Below are 16225 nucleotides of genomic sequence, written 5' to 3'. Positions count from 1 at the left end.
TTAGTACTACACAGGAGGAGATTTATGCCTATTAGAAAAGCCATGCTGATTTCAGTGTCGCTCATATTTATACTATCATTACCCCTTTTCTCACAGGATGAGGTGAGCGAAAGCGGTACCGGAGGGCTGGATTTCGGTTTCGGACTAGCCATAGGTGCTGTAAATTTAATTGATGAGAACGGTAACAATACGGTCTACAATTCCATCAAACTCAATCCCGATCTGGCAATCGGAAAATTCGGGATCGGTCTGGATATTGATTTCCGCTTTACCATGGACACTTCAAACGGAGATTCAGGGTTCCGCGTCTACAAGCCCGACTGGGTTCTGGAAGACGGATCGTTTTCGGAATATCTTAACCTGTATCTTTCAAAATTCGATTATATCCGATGGGGACAATCGGGAGATGACCTTTTTGCAAAAATCGGTTCTCTTGAAAATGTAACAGTCGGAAATGGTTTTATAGTCGGCGGCTATACGAACGAAATGTTTAAGCCGGCTAAAAAATACACTGGTCTGCGCTTTGAACTCGATACAGCCTTATTCAACTGGCCTTATATGGGAATAGAGCTGTTTACTTCAAATATTTCAGTTTTTGATCTTATGGCAGCCAGATATTATGTAAAACCGCTCGGAGGAATCAAGTCTCCCGTATTCAGCGGCCTGGAAATCGGGGCGACTATCGCTGTAGACAGAAAACCCTATTTTTTCCTTTATGATGAAGCCACTGTTCCGGGTGTAGATACCACTCCTGACGAAATATATGACTACACATCGATTTCAGTAAACGAGAGCCCCAATACCGTTCTCGTATACGGTTTCGATGTTATGCAGCCCCTGGTCGATATAAAAGTCTTCACCATGGCTTTGTACGGCGATTTTGTTCTCCAGGGAACGCAGACACCTGCTTTGGGTGGAACGTCGGGACTCAACGGTTCTCTCTTTAAATTCATCGGCTGGAATGCCGGTCTTATTTTCCGGGGAGAGGATTTTGTTCCCACCTATTTCAACAGGAATTACGATCTGGACCGCCTGACGAAGTATTACGTCTATAATAACAATGGTCTTGATCCCGATCTCGCTCCCGCCGGTATAGACTACAACGCCTCTCTGGGATTCAATTTCATGGACGGAGGCATTTCTTTCGTGACTCAGATCAGCGGACCATTTGCCGCCCCGACCAAACCGGCTTTGGAAGCCCCGCTGCAATATCCGCACCTGATGGCTCTATTCACAATTGCCGAAGGCATCATTCCCTACTTTGATATGAGTTTCTGGTATGATAAACAGGGAATTGATGAGTTCGCGGCCCTCGTAAGCGCTGAAAACGCCCTGATCGGAGGCCGTCTGAATTTCCGGATGGAACCTGCCGTTATATCACTACAGGTCGATGTGAAATACGATCCCGCTCAAGCCGAGTCATGGGATGTGACAACCAAACTGGAAACAGGAATCCAGTTCTGATATAGGAGGCTCAGATGAAAAAACTAATACTGCCATTACTAATGATTCTGATCTGGCTGCCTGTTTCCCTGATAGCTCAGGAAGAGCCGACAGCCGTTCTTGAATATTTTGAAGATCCTTACGGGGATATGATTATCACCGATGATACGGGAACAGCTCTCGATTATTTCGATTTCGGGGAAAATCTTCCTCCGGGATTTTCCATCAGCACAGGCGGCGGGCTCGCGGAGATCCGCCTTTACCCCAACGGAACCATCGTCAAGCTGGCTGAAGATACTGATTTTTCCATTACAAATCTGCAAGGCTACAAGGGAAGTCCTTCCAATGAATTCTCCCTTCTTGCCGGAAAAATGAGAACCATTGCCGCCAGAACTTCTGGTTCCAATTACTACAATGTCCGCACTCCGACTGCGGTTATGGGCGTACGCGGAACAGATTTCATTAACGAAGTCGGACCCGGAGCGGCGAATGTTGTCGTCCGGGAAGGGCTTGTGGAAGTCATCCCCTTCAGCGGAACTCCTGTTATGGCATCGGCGAATCAGTCAGTCAATACGCTGGCAAATGTATTCCAGGCGACAAACCTTCCACCTCAGCAGGTGAACCAGATGTTCAGAAACATGGGTTTCAAAAAACTCTCGCCCTCAGATGTTCCCGGCCACACACCCGTAGCCGATGAGGAACCTGTAGCGGAAGAAGAGGAACAGCCCGCTGAGGAAGAAGAAGTAGCAGAAAAAGATGCGCCGGCTCCGGAGGCTCCGGTTCTCGATGAACAGGAGATGGCCGATGCTCAGGAAGCTAACGACAAGAAAGATGATAAACCGGCATCCGATTCCAAACTGTCTCAAATCCTAAGAGATATTATCGGAATGGAGATCGGTACGACGACTATCAATGGAAATACCTATTCGAAGGTTATTTTCCAGCCTAGAATCGAATTGGGAAAATTCAAACTCGGTCTGTATCTCCCCATCATCTACACTGACAATATGTTTGAACCTTCCCAGTGGTATAAGCCCCAGGGGAACAACGAATGGTCTTTCGGTACGGACCAGAACGGCGACGTGCCGGCAATCCTTCTCGACATCCTGAAAGACACCATGCTGAAACTCAAATACGTGGAGTACGGCGATCAGGGATGGGATCCCTTTTATCTCAAAGTCGGAAACCTGAATAATATGTCGATAGGACACGGCGCCATTATGAATGGTTATGCCAATGATACGGAATTCCCGGCTATCAGAAAAGTCGGCCTCAATACCGGGTTCGATCTAGGCATTTTCGGAATGGAATTTGTGGGAGACAATCTCGCCGATCCTTCCATTGTCGGAGGCCGGCTGTATGTCAATCCTATTAAAGCTTATGATCCTTTCCAGATAGGGGTAACGGGTATCGTCGATCTATTCCCGGCGAGGGGTACGGAAGAGGATCCGGCTGTTTATGGTGACCCCTGGCTCCTGGCTTTCGGAGTGGATATGGAGTTGTTTAAAATCAACAAAGATAATTTCCGGATGATGATGTTCGGTGATTTTTCTTCCATGATGCCTGTTTTCAGGGAGCAGACAAGCCTGTACAGCAGTATTTACATAGAGCCCGGAGTCGCTCCCGGGTTGTGGCTGCAGGACGGAAAACTCAAGAACTATGGCATCATAGCCGGGTTGAGAGGAAACGTCTTCAGCTTCAATTGGTCTCTCGAGTACAGAATGAGTTCGGGAATTTACAAGCCCACATTGTTCAACAGTCTTTATGACAGAAACAAACTGACTTACCTCACAGAGATTATCACCTACCTCGATCAAATTGAAAGCGGCTCTCCCGATGCTCAGGAAATCGTTATGGGTATATACGGAGAAGCCGGATTTTCTCTGAAAGACAAACTCTCGCTTTCCGCAGGTTACTACTGGCCCTGGGAAATCGATAGCGCCGGAGGAGTTTCCTTTGCCGGAGAGGACGTAATCAATATTACCTTTGCCGTCACTGAAAAGCTCATCCCCGCTTTCCCCATTCACGGAAGCATAACCTATCAGAGATCTCAGCTTATCAACACTTTCAAGGGGGAAGGAGATCTGACCCTGTTTGATGCGAACACAGTTGTATACGGAGAGCTTGTCTATCCTCTCGCTCCCGTAGTGGATCTTGTGCTCGGAGCTTCAACGACAATTCTTGTTGATCCCGATACAGGGGACACTCTATTTGAACCGGGAACGACCAAACCTCAGGTTGCGCCTGTAATCAACATAGAGACAAGAATCCATTTTTAAAGTAAAATCTCTACTATGAATGGTAGAGATACGAGACAATCCCGAAGCGTTAAAATGCTTCGGGATTCTGTCGCGAGAAAAATAGCGGCCGGCGAGGTAATCGACCGGCCTAATTCTGTTGTCCGGGAACTTCTGGACAATTCGATCGATGCGGGAAGTACGGAAATTTCCCTTTATCTGGAGAATGGCGGAATCAGCCGGATCCGCGTTGTAGACAACGGATGCGGAATGTCCGAAGAGGATCTCCGATTGTGCTACCTCCCCCACGCCACCAGTAAAATCGAAACCGAAGACGACCTTCTTTCCATAAACAGTCTGGGATTCAGAGGCGAAGCTTTATCCAGCATCTCGACATGTACAAGAATGGAAGTGGTAAGCCGCCGGGAAGAAGACGATACGGCCCACAGGCTTATTGTTCACGGCGGCCGGGAAATCGCTCTGGAGGATTGGCGGGGAAGCCGGGGAACCATAATCGATGCTTCGGAGTTGTTTTACTCCATTCCCGCAAGAAAAAAATTCCTCAAGCGTTCCTCGGCCGAAACAACCATGTGCCAGAAAACCTTTCTGGAAAAAGCCCTTCCCTTTCCGGAAATAAGCTTCAAGCTCTATACGGATAATAACCTGAAACTTTTTCTTCCCGCTTCGACCCGGAAAGAGCGGATACTGGCCGCATGGAAAGGCACTTTCAATCCTTCGCTGCTTCACGAACTGGAAAGCGAAGATGAGGGTTTTAAAATCTCGATAATCGCGGGAAGACCGGAGCAGAACCGGAAAGACCGCAGGTATATTCAGATCTTCGCCAATAATCGCAGAATAGATGAATATGCTTTTATCCAGGCCGTCCAATACGGTTTTGACGATGCTCTTCCCGGAGGGGTCTTCCCCGTATGCTTTGTTTTTATCGAAGTGGAACCGCACCTTGTAGATTTCAACATACATCCGGCCAAACGGGAGGCGCGATTCAGAAATCAGCCGGCAATCCATCACAAGATAGTACAGATGATAAAAGACTTCCTTGCTGAATACACCTTCCGTTTCCGTACAGAAGAGAAAGAAGCTCAGCAGCACACCTTTCCATCCCGGGAAATGGAGCATCCTTCTTTTGCACCTCCGGCCGCAAAGAAAACATCCTGGAATGAGTGGCGCGGTGCTGCGGCTTCGGGCAGTAACTTCTACGGAAAAGCGAATACATCTTTTCAGGGAATGCCGGCAACCCATTACAGTGACAGCTATGAACCAGTTCAATCTGTAAGGGAAACGATGAACCGCATAACTCCCCTTGTTGATAAAGTTCCTGAACAGTCCGATGATTTTGAGGGATTGCGCTATATGGGACAGATTATGGATCTGTTTCTTCTGGCGGAATATGACAACAGATTATTTATAGTGGATCAGCACGCTGCGCACGAAAGAATCCTGTTCGAAGTCTTCAAGAAAAAAGCTTCTGCGGTTCAGGAACTCCTGATACCTGTTGAATTCGAGACAGATGAAGCCGAAGAGATCAATCTGGAAAAAAACAAAGATAAATACAGAGATCTGGGAATATCTGTCAATCGCCTGCAACAGGGATTGTGGCAGATGACCTCCATACCGAAATCAGCCCTTGATATGGAAGGTGATCTTGTGGAATTCCTGAAAACACAACAGGGTTCTATTGGGGAACTGGAAAAAGAGCTCTACGCCACCATGTCCTGTCGAGCGGCGGTGAAAGACGGAGATCCGGTTGATGCTTTATCGGCATTGGAGTTGATTAAGGGAGCTTTCAGGCTTGAAAGTGCCCGCTGTCCTCATGGCAGACCCATATGGTTTGAATTATCAAAAGATGAATTGTTCGAACTGGTCGGCAGAGTGATATAGGAGATAAAATGGGATTGAGCAATAATGATGTACTGAAAAAGCTTCGGTATGCCATGAATCTGAAAGATGAACAAATGAAGCACATTTTTGAACTGGGCGGAGGAAATGCATCGCTCAACGAAGTGGCTGCTTATCTTACGAAAGAGGAGAATCCTTCATACAGAGAATGCACTGATAAAAATCTGGAGTATTTTCTCGACGGGCTTATTACCTTCCGGAGAGGAGAAAAGGACACGGGGCACAAAACCGGCCGTGTCCTTATGCCGAAAGAATAGATTTCTACTGGCCGATGAGCGCTTTCAGTTCATCGGCTTTTTCATAATCGGGATTGGCTGACAAAAGACTTTTAACTGTTGCCGAGGCCCCTTCTTTATCACCCGATGAAAACTGGACATGAGCCAGTCTGTAATAGGCATCCCAATAAGTCCGGTCAATCGCGATAATGCTTTTGAGGTGCGCTATCGCTTCAGTGTTCTTTTTCGTTTCAATATAGGCGATTGAGAGATTAAAGAGAACATCCGTATCGCCGGGCTTGACCGCGGCTGCTTTGCGGTAGTACTTGATGCAGTTATCATAATCTTCGATATGAAGATAAATCGAGCCCAGATTATTCCAGACGACAAAGGACTCGGAATCGATTTTTTCCGCTTCTTTCATGTAATTCAATGCTTCGTTGTAATTTCCCGATTCATCCAGTATCAAAGCCAGATTGATATAGGGCTTAATATAGCCGCTATCGAGATTTATTGACTGCTTATACATCTGAACGGCCGAGTCTTTCATTGCGAGTGCTTCGTTTATCTCACCCATGGTAAAATAATACCGCGCGTTGGAAGAATCCAGTTTAATAGCTTTCGAAGCGCTGACAATCGCTGTCGAATAATCGGCTTTCATCATCTGAACCAGCGCAAGGTTGTGGTAGTTTTCTCCATTATCCGGTTCGAGCTCTGCCGCCTTTTCATAATTGATTTCAGCCCCGTCAAAATCAGAGGCGGAAAACTGGGCCAGAGCAAGACTTTTACGATAACGGGCGTCATTCGGTTCCAGTTCTACCGCCATTTTCAGTGTTTTCAAGGCATCGGAAGTCTTACCGGAACTAAAATACAGTTTTCCCGCTTCCCAGAATGAAGGGGCATGGGTCGGCCTTAATCTGGAACTCTCGATAAAGGCATTGAGAGCATTGGAATTCATGGAGAGTTTCTTTTCCGTCAGCCCGAGAGCAAAATAGTTTCCCTCAACTTTGGGATCGAGTAATTCGCAGCTTTTAAACGATGCCAGAGCATTGCGGAACAGTCCCGCTCTGTACTGGTTTTTTCCGAGCTCATAATACAGAGAACCATTCTGACCGTTGAGGTCTGCGGCTTTCTGCATCTCTTCGATCGCACGATTGAGATCGCCTTCTGCCGCATAGATCTGCCCGAGCTTGAACCGGGACTGCCAGTCGTCGGGATTATCAGCAATGGCTTTTTCATATTCGCTCTGGGCCCTGTTCCTGTTAGCCGCGCTATCGGGATTTTCATTGTAATATGAATCTCCGATAATCGCATATGCCTCGCCGTTTCCCGGATCCATCTCCAGAACCTGTTCGGCCATATTCCGCGCACCGGACCAGTCTTTGCGGTCAAGAGCCCTTCTGGCATCACTTAAAAGACTGTTGATTTTCTTTTCCTTTTCTTCCCTGGCTAACCGTTCGGCTTCAGATTCAGCTTCTTTTCTCTTCCGGTCTATTTCAACCTGAAGAGCCCTGGCGGTTCCTGAATCGGGCTTGAGGTTAAGAGCTTGCTTGACCAGCGATTCAGCTGAATCGAAATCTTTGTCATCAAGAGCATTTCGCGCCGCATTGAGAAGCGCATCCACTTCTTTCTGGAGTTTCTCTTCCTTAGCCCTTTCCTCTTCTCTGGCCAGAAGAGCATTCATGGCTTCCGTACTGGTGTTGCTGCTTCCTCCCTGATTCTGGAGCGAGTCTCCCAATGTATCGAGACTTTCTTTCAAACCTTCCTGCTGAGCCGCGAGCGCTTCCTGCTCTTCGCGGGCTTTCTCTTCTTCATAATTCTTTTTTGCTTCAATTATCTCATTGAGTAAAGTCCTGGCTTCCTGATCGGTGCTGTCTTCAATCAGCAGCCCGTTGAGAAGGTCCATGGCCTGCTGAAACTCTCCGTGATTGTAATACTCTTCTGCCAGCGTAATCGTGTTCGCTCTTCTGTCCGGCTTAACGTTTCCCTCGCCTCTGAAGATGAAGAAACTTCCGATCCCCAATGCAATGGCAAGGATCGCCGCACCTATGATAATGATAGTTTTTTTATTCATGCCCTATTCCTGTTTTTAATCGTCGATATCCGATTCTTCATCCTCCTGGATGATGGTCTCGCTTTCTGCCGCAATATTCTGAGTTTCTTCTCCGATATTGCTCAGAGAATTGAGGATTTCGTTCATGAGCGCCTGCTGCCGGGCCGCTTCTTCGGCTTTCCTCTGCTCTTCTGCCAGTCTCAGCCGTTCCGCTTCAGCTGCGGCATCAGCCTGGCGTTTTTCTTCTTCCAGCCTGAGCCGTTCAGCTTCGGCGGCCAGCCTTTCCGCTTCAGCCGCTTCCTGGGCCATTTTTGTTTCAATCAGAGCGATCAGCTGAAGAATTTTTTCCTTCTGTTCCGATCGGGGATCGGCATCGAGATATTCTTTATAGAGACCCACCGCTCCGGAATAATCTTCCTGCTTCATATAAATATTAGCGCGGTTCAGCATGGCCCGGCTTTTTTCCGGAAGATTTTCCTCGATGACTTTGTCGTACATATACAAAGCATCTTCCATTCTATTGATGGAATAGTATGCGTTGCCGGCATTGAGATAAAAGCGCCCTTCCTGAGGGCCTTTCAACTCCGCTCCCTTCGTGAATATGCTTACAGCCTTTTCCGCCAGGCCATTCTGGATATATGACATTCCAAGATACATATACACATTCTCATTGGATGGCTCTTCGGAAAGCGCTTTTTCGAAATAGACTGCCGCTTCTGCGGGCTGATCGTTCATAAAGAACTCTTTGCCCTCTTCAAATGTTCCGGCGAACCCCGAAGAAACGGCAACGAGAAGGATAAGAAAAGCGATTTGTTTTTTCATACTAATTACAATATTACCCATTTCATCTGTTTTTCACATCGGCAAATGCGATGATTTGATCAACCCGGAAAAATAAATCTGAAATATCTACCAAAAATGCTCTATATTTAATATTATATCTAATAGAACATAATCTGATGGTAGATAGATGAGTATCACAATTATTCTTATTATTATTTTCGGCGCTATACTGGCTGTGTTTATCACTTTTATGATAAAGGCTTTTTTTGCGCCGAAAAAACTGACAGCACTTGAAAATATGCTTAAACAGGGAAAATATCCTCAAGTCACGCGAATGGCCAAGCAACTGCTTGCGAAAGATAACAGAAACGTCGAACTCCATTATATTCTGGCTCTGTCGTATATCTCCCAGAATAAATCCGAGCTGGCTCTGATGGAGCTGAAAAAGATCAACGATCTGGGTAATTTCGGAGGGATCTGTTCGGAAGTGAGTTTTCGGAAAACCATTGCCGAGCTCTTCGAGAAATTCGGTAATTCCGAAGAAGCGCTGACAGAATATCTTCTGCTGACAAAGCTCGAACCCTATGAAGGCGATCACTACTATAGAGCCGGTTACCATTTCGAAATGCGAAACAAAGGCGGACAGGCCCACAAATACTACAAAAAAGCCCTGGAACTGAATCCCCATGATTCAAATGCCCATTTCAGGCTCGGCTATATACTCTTCCGTTCAAAACGGTTAAATGACGCTAAAGTCTCTCTCGAAACGGCGATCAGATACGATTCGTCCAATTATCAGGCCTCTTATTATCTGGGAAAGATTTTTCAGGAAATGAAAGATTATCAGGGAGCCTTGAAAAGTTTTGAAAGAGCGCAAAAAGATCCTGAGTTCCGAACCAAATCCATAGTTTCAAGCGGGCATTGCTACCTGGCGATGAAGAACTACAGCCAGGCGGCTAGCGAATTTGAAAGAGCCATAAGCATGGCCAAAGACGAAACGTCCAACGATATTCTCTATGCCCGATATTTTCTTTCCATGTGTTATGAGAAAAAAAGAGATGTGGACGGAGCCATTGAGCAATGGGAAAAGATCTACAAAACTAAACCGGATTTTAAAGATGTGGCAGAAAAGCTGACCCAGTACCAGGATCTGAGGACCGATGATTATCTGAAAGACTATCTGACAGCCAGCGCCGCAGAGTTCAACGATATATGTCTCTCCATTGCTAAAATCATGAACCTTTCCGTTCAGGACATATCAAAAATCAACGGCGGAATAAAGATCATTGCTGTTGAGCAGGCTAAGAAACAGGATTGGCGAAACCTCAAGAAAATGCCCCAGCTTTTGTATTTTTCCAGGATTCCGGAAAACATCGATATGGAAAAGGTCCGCGGTTTTCATGAGGACATGAAACAGCTCGGTATAACCCGAGGTCAGTTTATTTCCAGTTCTTCATTTTCGAGATCCTCTATTGAGTTCGCTGAATCGAGACCTATCATTCTGGTCAATAAAGAATCCCTTCAGAAATATCTCAGGCTGGCCATGAAGAACAGCTGATGAAAATACTTTGCGTTGCCGACCAGAGATCCCCTTTAGTATACTCGACAGGGATTAAAGAACGATTTAAAGATGTTGATCTCGTCCTTGGCGCCGGCGATCTGCCCATGGATTATTACGGATATATCGTAAGCAGCCTGAATAAAAGGCTTTATTTTGTTTTCGGAAATCATAATTTAAAGCACTATGACCGTTTAGCCAGAAAAAGCCAGGCTTTTTCCTTTGATCCCGAATCTGTCAACCAGCATTCTTTCGGATCGATTCTGGCCACGGGAAGAGTCATCAGGGATAAAAAGACCGGGTTGATCATCGTAGGCATGGGCGGCTCGATAGATTACAACCACGGAGTCAATCAGTACACCGATTCCCAGATGTATTTAAAACTATTCAGATTGATTCCCAGGCTTTTATGGAATAAGTTAATCCACGGCAGATATATGGATATCTTTCTGACCCATTCTCCTCCCAGAGGTTTGAATGACCGGGAGGATCCCTGCCACAGGGGATTCAAATCCTTCGTCTGGTTTCTGGACAGATTCAAACCGAAATATATGCTTCATGGTCATATACACTTGTACGAAAGAAATATCCCCAGAGAAATTCAATACAAAAATACAAAAATAATCAATGTGTTCGATTATTATGTATTGGAACCGGAGTTATAAATGAATGAGTTTATTAAATCGCAGGCGAGCGATGACTTTAACAGAGCAAGAAACAAAGCCCGCTTCGATAGTATTTTTAATATAATCAATCCCGAGAAAAAGGAACTGCTCTCCTATTATGACGTAAAGGAAATGGCGAAACCCAAAAGTCAGATCTATAAGGGAATGCAGGTTGTAAAAATAAAGCAGATTATCGGTTCTGAAGGACGGTATAAGGATTTCAGCAAAGCCTTTCTGCCTAAAAAAGAGCATTTGAGACAGCGATGGGAAAGTATTGACAGAGCCCACCTGGGCGATGTGATACTGCCGCCCATATCGCTCTTTAAAATCGGCGATGCCTATTTTGTCAGAGATGGGAACCATCGCGTTTCTGTCGCGAAAATGCAGGGGATTCAGTCTATAGATGCGGAAGTTGTAGAATTGACTTCAGAGATAAAAATCGAACCCCATATGACCAAAAGCGACTTGAGGGAAGCTGTGCTCAAATACGAAAGAGACCAGATGCTCAAAGAGACGGGCCTTGATAAAATGCTCGATATGGAGCAGATCCGTTTCACGTCCCTGGGACGCTATGAAGAAATGCTTCGCCACATCCATGGACACAAATATTACATCAACCAGGGAATTAAAAAAGAGATCAGTCTGAAAGAAGCAGCTCAGAGCTGGTTTGATAACGTTTACAGTCCCATAGTTAACATTATCCGCAATGAAAATATGCTGAGCCGGTTCCCGGGACGAACCGAAAGCGACATTTACATCTGGACGATCAAACACTGGGACGGCCTGAAATGGAAGTATGGCCAGGAATACCCTATGGATGAAGCTGTAAAAGAGTATAGTAAAATTTATGGAAAGGGCTTTTTTCAGCAATTGCGGGAGTTTTTAAAGAAGGTCCTGGGTATTCACTCGGAAAAAGAATAGGAACGGGATATCCATCCCCAGGAACCTGATTCGGGTTCGGTATAAAGGACGAAAGAAACGGAACGGCGGACAATATTCCGGGAGAGCTGGTTCCAGTCATATTGACCGGGACTGTAGGACCGGCTTTTTTCGACAAGCTCGTTCTGATCATTGTAAAACCAGATCTGGAACAGGGGATTTTCCGTCCTGACTGTGATGCCGGACAAGTCGTATGAAACTTCCGGGCTCTGGATCTCCTGCAGATCGGGTATGCGGTTTTTCAGAAAGAATTCTTTCTCATCCCTTTCTCCCGCTCGATCAATGAGAAGAACGCGATATTCTCCATCGGGGAAATGACCTTCCCCGGGCGCCAGAATCCCATTGGAACCTATCCATTTGATACTCTGTTCACTGTATTCATTCCACTCGTCAGAACGGATTTCCCAGAAGAGCTGATGTTCATCATTTATCAGATACAAGCTCTCCAGATCTTCCTCACCATCTTCATCTTCGCCATGGACGAATAGAGAAAGCGATTCGGTCATCTCACCTTTTCCGTGATCTTCTTCAATATTGAGCTGCCACCAGATTTGCGAAACTTCCGGGGCTTTCCCGGAACAGGAGAAGATAAAAAACGGCAGCAGAAAAAAAATCGCTCTATTCGGTTTTAAGAACAACCCTTTTCTCTCCCTTCCATTGAAAATATCCATCCTGATCCAATTCTTCCAGAAAGGGTATCAGGAGCCGGCGGCTGACAGGAAGCAGTTCTTTCAGTTCAGCCAGATCGAGCTCAGCGTCGGGTAGGATCTTTTCCATGAGCGACTTTTTCATTGTCTCAAAACGGTCTTTATGGAGGATAATATCTTCACCGAGTTTTTTTACCAGATCGAGACGGTATAAAGCTTTATAGGTATTGGCAACCAGCGGATTGCTTATCAGAGAAAGGCTGACACCCCCCTCCTCTTCCATAAGATCATCTAAAAGTTTAGCAGCCATGGGAGAGAGAGAATGACCGGCGTCACGTGAGCCATTAATGATATAACCATCCCGTTTCAGCAAAACCCCTTCATCAATCATTTCGTCAATTATCTGAATGACTGCCGGCTTTATTCCTCTGATCAGATCGGCCAGCTCTTTTTCCGGAACTCCCCCGAAAGCCGCCGAGCGTTTCAGGGCGGCGCTTCTGATTCTTTCATACTCACGGGACATGATGACCCAGTTGCCGGAAGTTATGCTGCCGTCAAAGCTTTCACCTTTAAAAAAATCGGGGATCTGAACCATGGAATCCGTTCTCAGGATTATGGAATAAATAGCCTTCAAAGAAGGCCGTCCTCCGTATTTAAGAAGCCTGTCGGCAAAACGTGAACTCTCTTTCTGATTCAGCTTTCCCGGATATACCAGCGTTACAGGAGTTCTGAGATCCCGGTTGTCTTCAGCGGAAATGTAATACCTGGCTCCGGGGACAAGGGGGAAGTTGTAGAAGAAACGGAAAGATGCGACTCTCCCATGAAAAGTGACAGCTGCCGAAGGCTTGGAGTTTTTGTCATTGTACTCCGGATAAAGACCGCCGCTTACAAAAAAATTGCCTTTTTCAAATCTGTCTCTGGACGACGGGAGAAGAAAAAAAGCTTCCCGTCCTGCCGTTACGGCGAAGGAGCGGGGAACAATAACCTGTCTCCGCTTTAATTCGCCGCGGACGATTCCTTTGAGGACGACGATGCACTCGTCTTTTTCTTTCTTTTCCACTTTTCGGATTGTCAGTTTATTACCGGAAGGTAGCAGAACCGCGGCTCCTGTATGCTCGAAAGGATCTTCTCCAATAATCCGGCAGAGAATGGAGATGAATTTCCCCCCTTCCCCCTGGTCTTTATTATCCAGAATCTCCAGACAGGAGATATTTATTCTGTTAATCCTCTGTTCCGCCAAATGGCCCCCTGCAGATTCCTGTACAGAGAGAATCTGTCATGCTAATATTGTTTTGTATCAATTGTATATTATCTGACTTATAAAGCCAATGAGTGATCTTACTTATAGAGAAGCAGCTGACTATTTAAATGTCTCACCGGCTACGATCCGGAACTGGACCAGGCAGGGTCTGTTGCCAGCCGGCCCGGATGCGCTTATTCCACGCCGTTCTGTCAGATCTGTCAGGAATGACATAGCCGGAGGAAAATCGCCAAGACTCAAAAAGAGGGCAAATAAGAAATCCGCCGGGGGAACGTTTTTCCCCGAAGAATACGCTCTCTCCGTTGTAGAAAAATCGTTTTTACCAGCCATCTCGGCTTTGGATGACCGGAAAGCAATAGATCCGGCGAAAGTCGTATACTGTTATTTTCTGAACAGGATTCACAAGCTCAAAAGTAGAAATATAAATCGCATAAAAAAAGAAATGGAGCTCTGGTTTATAGAATTGGGATCGCCCGATACAAAAGACCTTCAGAAGAGTCTTTCAACCCTCTCTCTGCCGGACCATCCCGATATAGCCGGCCTGATTTATCAGACTCTTCAGAGAGAAGGCAGAAAATCCGAACGGGGCTCCTATTACACACCGCCCGCACTGGCCGGAGAAATTCTCTCTTATTACCGGGGACAATGGAAAACCTTCCTCGATCCCTGCTGCGGATCGGGCATTTTTCTTATTTCCGCGGCACGACAAAGCGGCTCTCCGATCAATATAACTGGTTGGGATACGGACCGTACGGCCATACACATCGCCAGGTTGAATTTAATGCTGCAGTTTCCGGATATGGATTTTGAACCGGCTATAGCAGTAAGAAACACCTTATCGGATAAACCATTTCCGCAGAAGTTTGATCTTATCGCTTCCAATCCTCCATGGGGACATCACTTCAGAAAGAAGGAAATCAAAAAACTCAAAGAACGTTTTCCGGAAATTCGTTCCGGGGAATCTTTTTCCTTTTTTTTAAAAGCAGCTCTTCCCCATCTCAGAAAAAACGGCGCTCTCTCTTTCCTCCTCCCTGAAGCGTTTTTAAATGTAAAAGCGCACAGAGATATCAGAAAAGATCTGATTGAACACTATGCTATATGCCGTTCTGTGTTTCTGGGAAAGATTTTCAGCAAGGTCCAGACTCCTGTCATACTGCTTGAAGTCAAAAAAAAATCCGACCGTCCCGGAACACTTGTCCAGAGAGACAATCACTTTTACAGAGTCGACAGCACCCGTTTTTCCCGCAACCCCGACTGCATCTATGACCTGAATATGACCGGCAGGGACATAGAGATTTTCGAGAGGATATTCAGTTACCCCCATACGAATCTTGAAGGAAAAGCTCTTTGGACGCTGGGAGTCGTATCGGGAAATAACAAGAGGTTTATTTCTTCTACTCCTTCTGAAGGATATTATCCCATCATATGCGGTAAGGACATTCAAGCGTTCTCTATAAAAGCTCCGGAAAAATACCTCTATTTCGACAGGAAAATCCTACAGCAATGTGCTCCGCTGAGCCAGTACAGAAAAAACCCGAAGATAGTCTACCGGTTCATAACGGGGAAACCTGTATTCGCCCTGGACAGATCAGGTTATGTAACGTTAAACTCGGCCAATTCATTTTATCCGGAAACCGGTCTCGATCCTGAAATAATCACATTGCTATTCAACTCCGCTCTCTACCGCTATATTCTTAAAAAAAAGTTTAACAGCATAAAAATTCTGAGAAGCCATCTGGAATATCTACCTGTTCCCCATATGGAAAAATCCGAACGTCGGATTCTGAAGGAATTGGCATTAAAAGCGGAAAAGCAGTCAGATGAAACAGGTTCAGTCATTCTCGAAATCGAAAACAGGGTTTTCAATCTTTTTAAAATAAATCATAGTGACAGCACGTATATAAGGGAGTTCGACCTATGATCCGAATGATGGTTTTTCTGGGAAATCCCGGATTGCAATACAAAAACACAAGGCATAATGCCGCCTGGCTTTGCAGTGATTATATGGATGAACTGAAGAATGGCCACTGGCAGAACAAATTCAAAGGCAGCTGGCTCTCATGCGGTTCGGAAGACAGAAAGGTCATTTACCTGAAACCGGAAACCTATATGAACAAAAGCGGCGAATCGGTTGGAGCCGCAGCTTCCTTTTTCAAAATAAAACCGGAAGAAATTCTTGTTGTCCATGATGACCTGGAGCTGCCATTCGGAGAAATCGGCTTCAGGACAGGGGGCGGTCTCGCCGGCCACAACGGCCTGAAATCCATTTCATCCCATCTGGGAACCAGAGATTTTCACCGTTTCCGCATCGGAATCGGCAGACCGGTTCACGGTTCCATTTCATCATGGGTAACCGGCCGGTTCTCCGGCGAAGAGGAAATCCATTTGTCATTAATACTGGAAAAATCCGCAGACATGCTTCTATCCTATCCCGGGAAAGAGATAAACAAAGTTGTTCAAAGCAAAATCAAAGTTATTAATTAGATTATTGCCGCTCCTGACCCTTT

13 protein-coding genes are annotated in these 16225 nt (G+C 45.9%); 9 read left to right on the top strand and 4 right to left on the bottom strand.

Annotated features, from left to right (window positions below):
- Positions 1–24: 24 nt before the first annotated feature.
- The 4 genes from HNR50_RS00185 to HNR50_RS00170 are packed head-to-tail and all read left to right on the top strand — an operon-like array spanning position 25 to position 5854.
- A complete protein-coding gene (locus HNR50_RS00185; RefSeq protein WP_184742206.1) occupies positions 25–1464 on the top strand; it encodes a hypothetical protein in 1440 nt (479 codons plus the stop codon).
- Positions 1465–1478: 14 nt separating this feature from the next.
- Positions 1479–3722, top strand: coding sequence for a FecR family protein (locus tag HNR50_RS00180; RefSeq protein ID WP_184742204.1), 2244 nt, complete (start codon positions 1479–1481; stop codon positions 3720–3722).
- A gap of 15 nt (positions 3723–3737) precedes the next feature.
- Positions 3738–5579 carry a DNA mismatch repair endonuclease MutL gene (gene mutL / locus HNR50_RS00175; protein WP_184742202.1) on the top strand — a complete coding sequence of 614 codons (1842 nt, stop codon included), beginning with the start codon at positions 3738–3740 and terminating at the stop codon, positions 5577–5579.
- Positions 5580–5587: 8 nt separating this feature from the next.
- Complete coding sequence (locus tag HNR50_RS00170) at positions 5588–5854, top strand: DUF1456 family protein (protein WP_184742200.1); 267 nt, start codon at positions 5588–5590, stop codon at positions 5852–5854.
- 4 nt (positions 5855–5858) lie between these two features.
- Here the strand turns inward: HNR50_RS00170 and HNR50_RS00165 are convergent, their stop codons facing one another.
- Both HNR50_RS00165 and HNR50_RS00160 read right to left on the bottom strand, forming a co-directional pair.
- Complete coding sequence (locus tag HNR50_RS00165) at positions 5859–7886, bottom strand: tetratricopeptide repeat protein (RefSeq protein WP_184742198.1); 2028 nt, start codon at positions 7884–7886, stop codon at positions 5859–5861.
- A 15-nt stretch (positions 7887–7901) separates the two neighbouring features.
- Entirely contained in the window at positions 7902–8687 is a 786-nt protein-coding gene (locus tag HNR50_RS00160; RefSeq protein WP_184742196.1) for a tetratricopeptide repeat protein, read from the bottom strand.
- Positions 8688–8835: 148 nt separating this feature from the next.
- Between HNR50_RS00160 and HNR50_RS00155 the strand changes: the two genes are divergently transcribed.
- Genes HNR50_RS00155 through HNR50_RS00145 form a run of 3 tightly spaced genes read left to right on the top strand, consistent with a single transcriptional unit; the run spans position 8836 to position 11792 of the window.
- Positions 8836–10206 carry a tetratricopeptide repeat protein gene (locus tag HNR50_RS00155; RefSeq protein ID WP_184742194.1) on the top strand — a complete coding sequence of 457 codons (1371 nt, stop codon included), beginning with the start codon at positions 8836–8838 and terminating at the stop codon, positions 10204–10206.
- Positions 10206–10871: a metallophosphoesterase gene (locus HNR50_RS00150; protein ID WP_184742192.1), complete on the top strand. Its 666-nt coding sequence runs from the start codon at positions 10206–10208 to the stop codon at positions 10869–10871. Before HNR50_RS00155 ends, HNR50_RS00150 begins: the two co-directional genes overlap by 1 nt.
- Positions 10872–11792 carry a transcriptional regulator gene (locus HNR50_RS00145; RefSeq protein WP_184742190.1) on the top strand — a complete coding sequence of 307 codons (921 nt, stop codon included), beginning with the start codon at positions 10872–10874 and terminating at the stop codon, positions 11790–11792. It abuts the gene before it with no gap.
- On the opposite strand, the gene HNR50_RS00140 is transcribed toward HNR50_RS00145, so the two are convergent.
- Together HNR50_RS00140 and HNR50_RS00135 are read right to left on the bottom strand one after the other, a co-directional pair.
- Positions 11774–12448: a hypothetical protein gene (locus HNR50_RS00140; RefSeq protein WP_184742188.1), complete on the bottom strand. Its 675-nt coding sequence runs from the start codon at positions 12446–12448 to the stop codon at positions 11774–11776. The genes HNR50_RS00145 and HNR50_RS00140 overlap by 19 nt on opposite strands.
- Positions 12429–13697: a SelB domain-containing protein gene (locus HNR50_RS00135; protein ID WP_184742186.1), complete on the bottom strand. Its 1269-nt coding sequence runs from the start codon at positions 13695–13697 to the stop codon at positions 12429–12431. Before HNR50_RS00135 ends, HNR50_RS00140 begins: the two co-directional genes overlap by 20 nt.
- Before the next feature lie 88 nt (positions 13698–13785).
- Here HNR50_RS00135 and HNR50_RS00130 point away from each other — a divergent pair, with 88 nt between their 5' ends.
- Together HNR50_RS00130 and pth are read left to right on the top strand one after the other, a co-directional pair.
- Positions 13786–15639 carry an N-6 DNA methylase gene (locus HNR50_RS00130; protein WP_184742184.1) on the top strand — a complete coding sequence of 618 codons (1854 nt, stop codon included), beginning with the start codon at positions 13786–13788 and terminating at the stop codon, positions 15637–15639.
- The gene (gene pth, locus HNR50_RS00125; protein WP_184742182.1) at positions 15636–16202 is read left to right on the top strand and encodes an aminoacyl-tRNA hydrolase; all 567 of its coding nucleotides are present in this window, start codon (positions 15636–15638) and stop codon (positions 16200–16202) included. Before HNR50_RS00130 ends, pth begins: the two co-directional genes overlap by 4 nt.
- Positions 16203–16225: the final 23 nt, after the last annotated feature.

This window comes from Spirochaeta isovalerica, from assembly GCF_014207565.1.
Classification (GTDB): Bacteria; Spirochaetota; Spirochaetia; order DSM-2461; family DSM-2461; genus Spirochaeta_F; species Spirochaeta_F isovalerica.
This window is presented reverse-complemented; position numbering and strand designations above follow the sequence as displayed.

Excerpts from the sequence above, each read along its gene's own strand:
- HNR50_RS00185 (WP_184742206.1), top strand. The coding sequence starts at position 25 with ATGCCTATTAGAAAAGCCATGCTGATTTCAGTGTCGCTCATATTTATA.
- HNR50_RS00180 (WP_184742204.1), top strand. The coding sequence starts at position 1,479 with ATGAAAAAACTAATACTGCCATTACTAATGATTCTGATCTGGCTGCCT.
- mutL (WP_184742202.1), top strand. The coding sequence starts at position 3,738 with ATGAATGGTAGAGATACGAGACAATCCCGAAGCGTTAAAATGCTTCGG.
- HNR50_RS00170 (WP_184742200.1), top strand. The coding sequence starts at position 5,588 with ATGGGATTGAGCAATAATGATGTACTGAAAAAGCTTCGGTATGCCATG.
- HNR50_RS00165 (WP_184742198.1), bottom strand. The coding sequence starts at position 7,886 with ATGAATAAAAAAACTATCATTATCATAGGTGCGGCGATCCTTGCCATT.
- HNR50_RS00160 (WP_184742196.1), bottom strand. The coding sequence starts at position 8,687 with ATGAAAAAACAAATCGCTTTTCTTATCCTTCTCGTTGCCGTTTCTTCG.
- HNR50_RS00155 (WP_184742194.1), top strand. The coding sequence starts at position 8,836 with ATGAGTATCACAATTATTCTTATTATTATTTTCGGCGCTATACTGGCT.
- HNR50_RS00150 (WP_184742192.1), top strand. The coding sequence starts at position 10,206 with ATGAAAATACTTTGCGTTGCCGACCAGAGATCCCCTTTAGTATACTCG.
- HNR50_RS00145 (WP_184742190.1), top strand. The coding sequence starts at position 10,872 with ATGAATGAGTTTATTAAATCGCAGGCGAGCGATGACTTTAACAGAGCA.
- HNR50_RS00130 (WP_184742184.1), top strand. The coding sequence starts at position 13,786 with ATGAGTGATCTTACTTATAGAGAAGCAGCTGACTATTTAAATGTCTCA.
- pth (WP_184742182.1), top strand. The coding sequence starts at position 15,636 with ATGATCCGAATGATGGTTTTTCTGGGAAATCCCGGATTGCAATACAAA.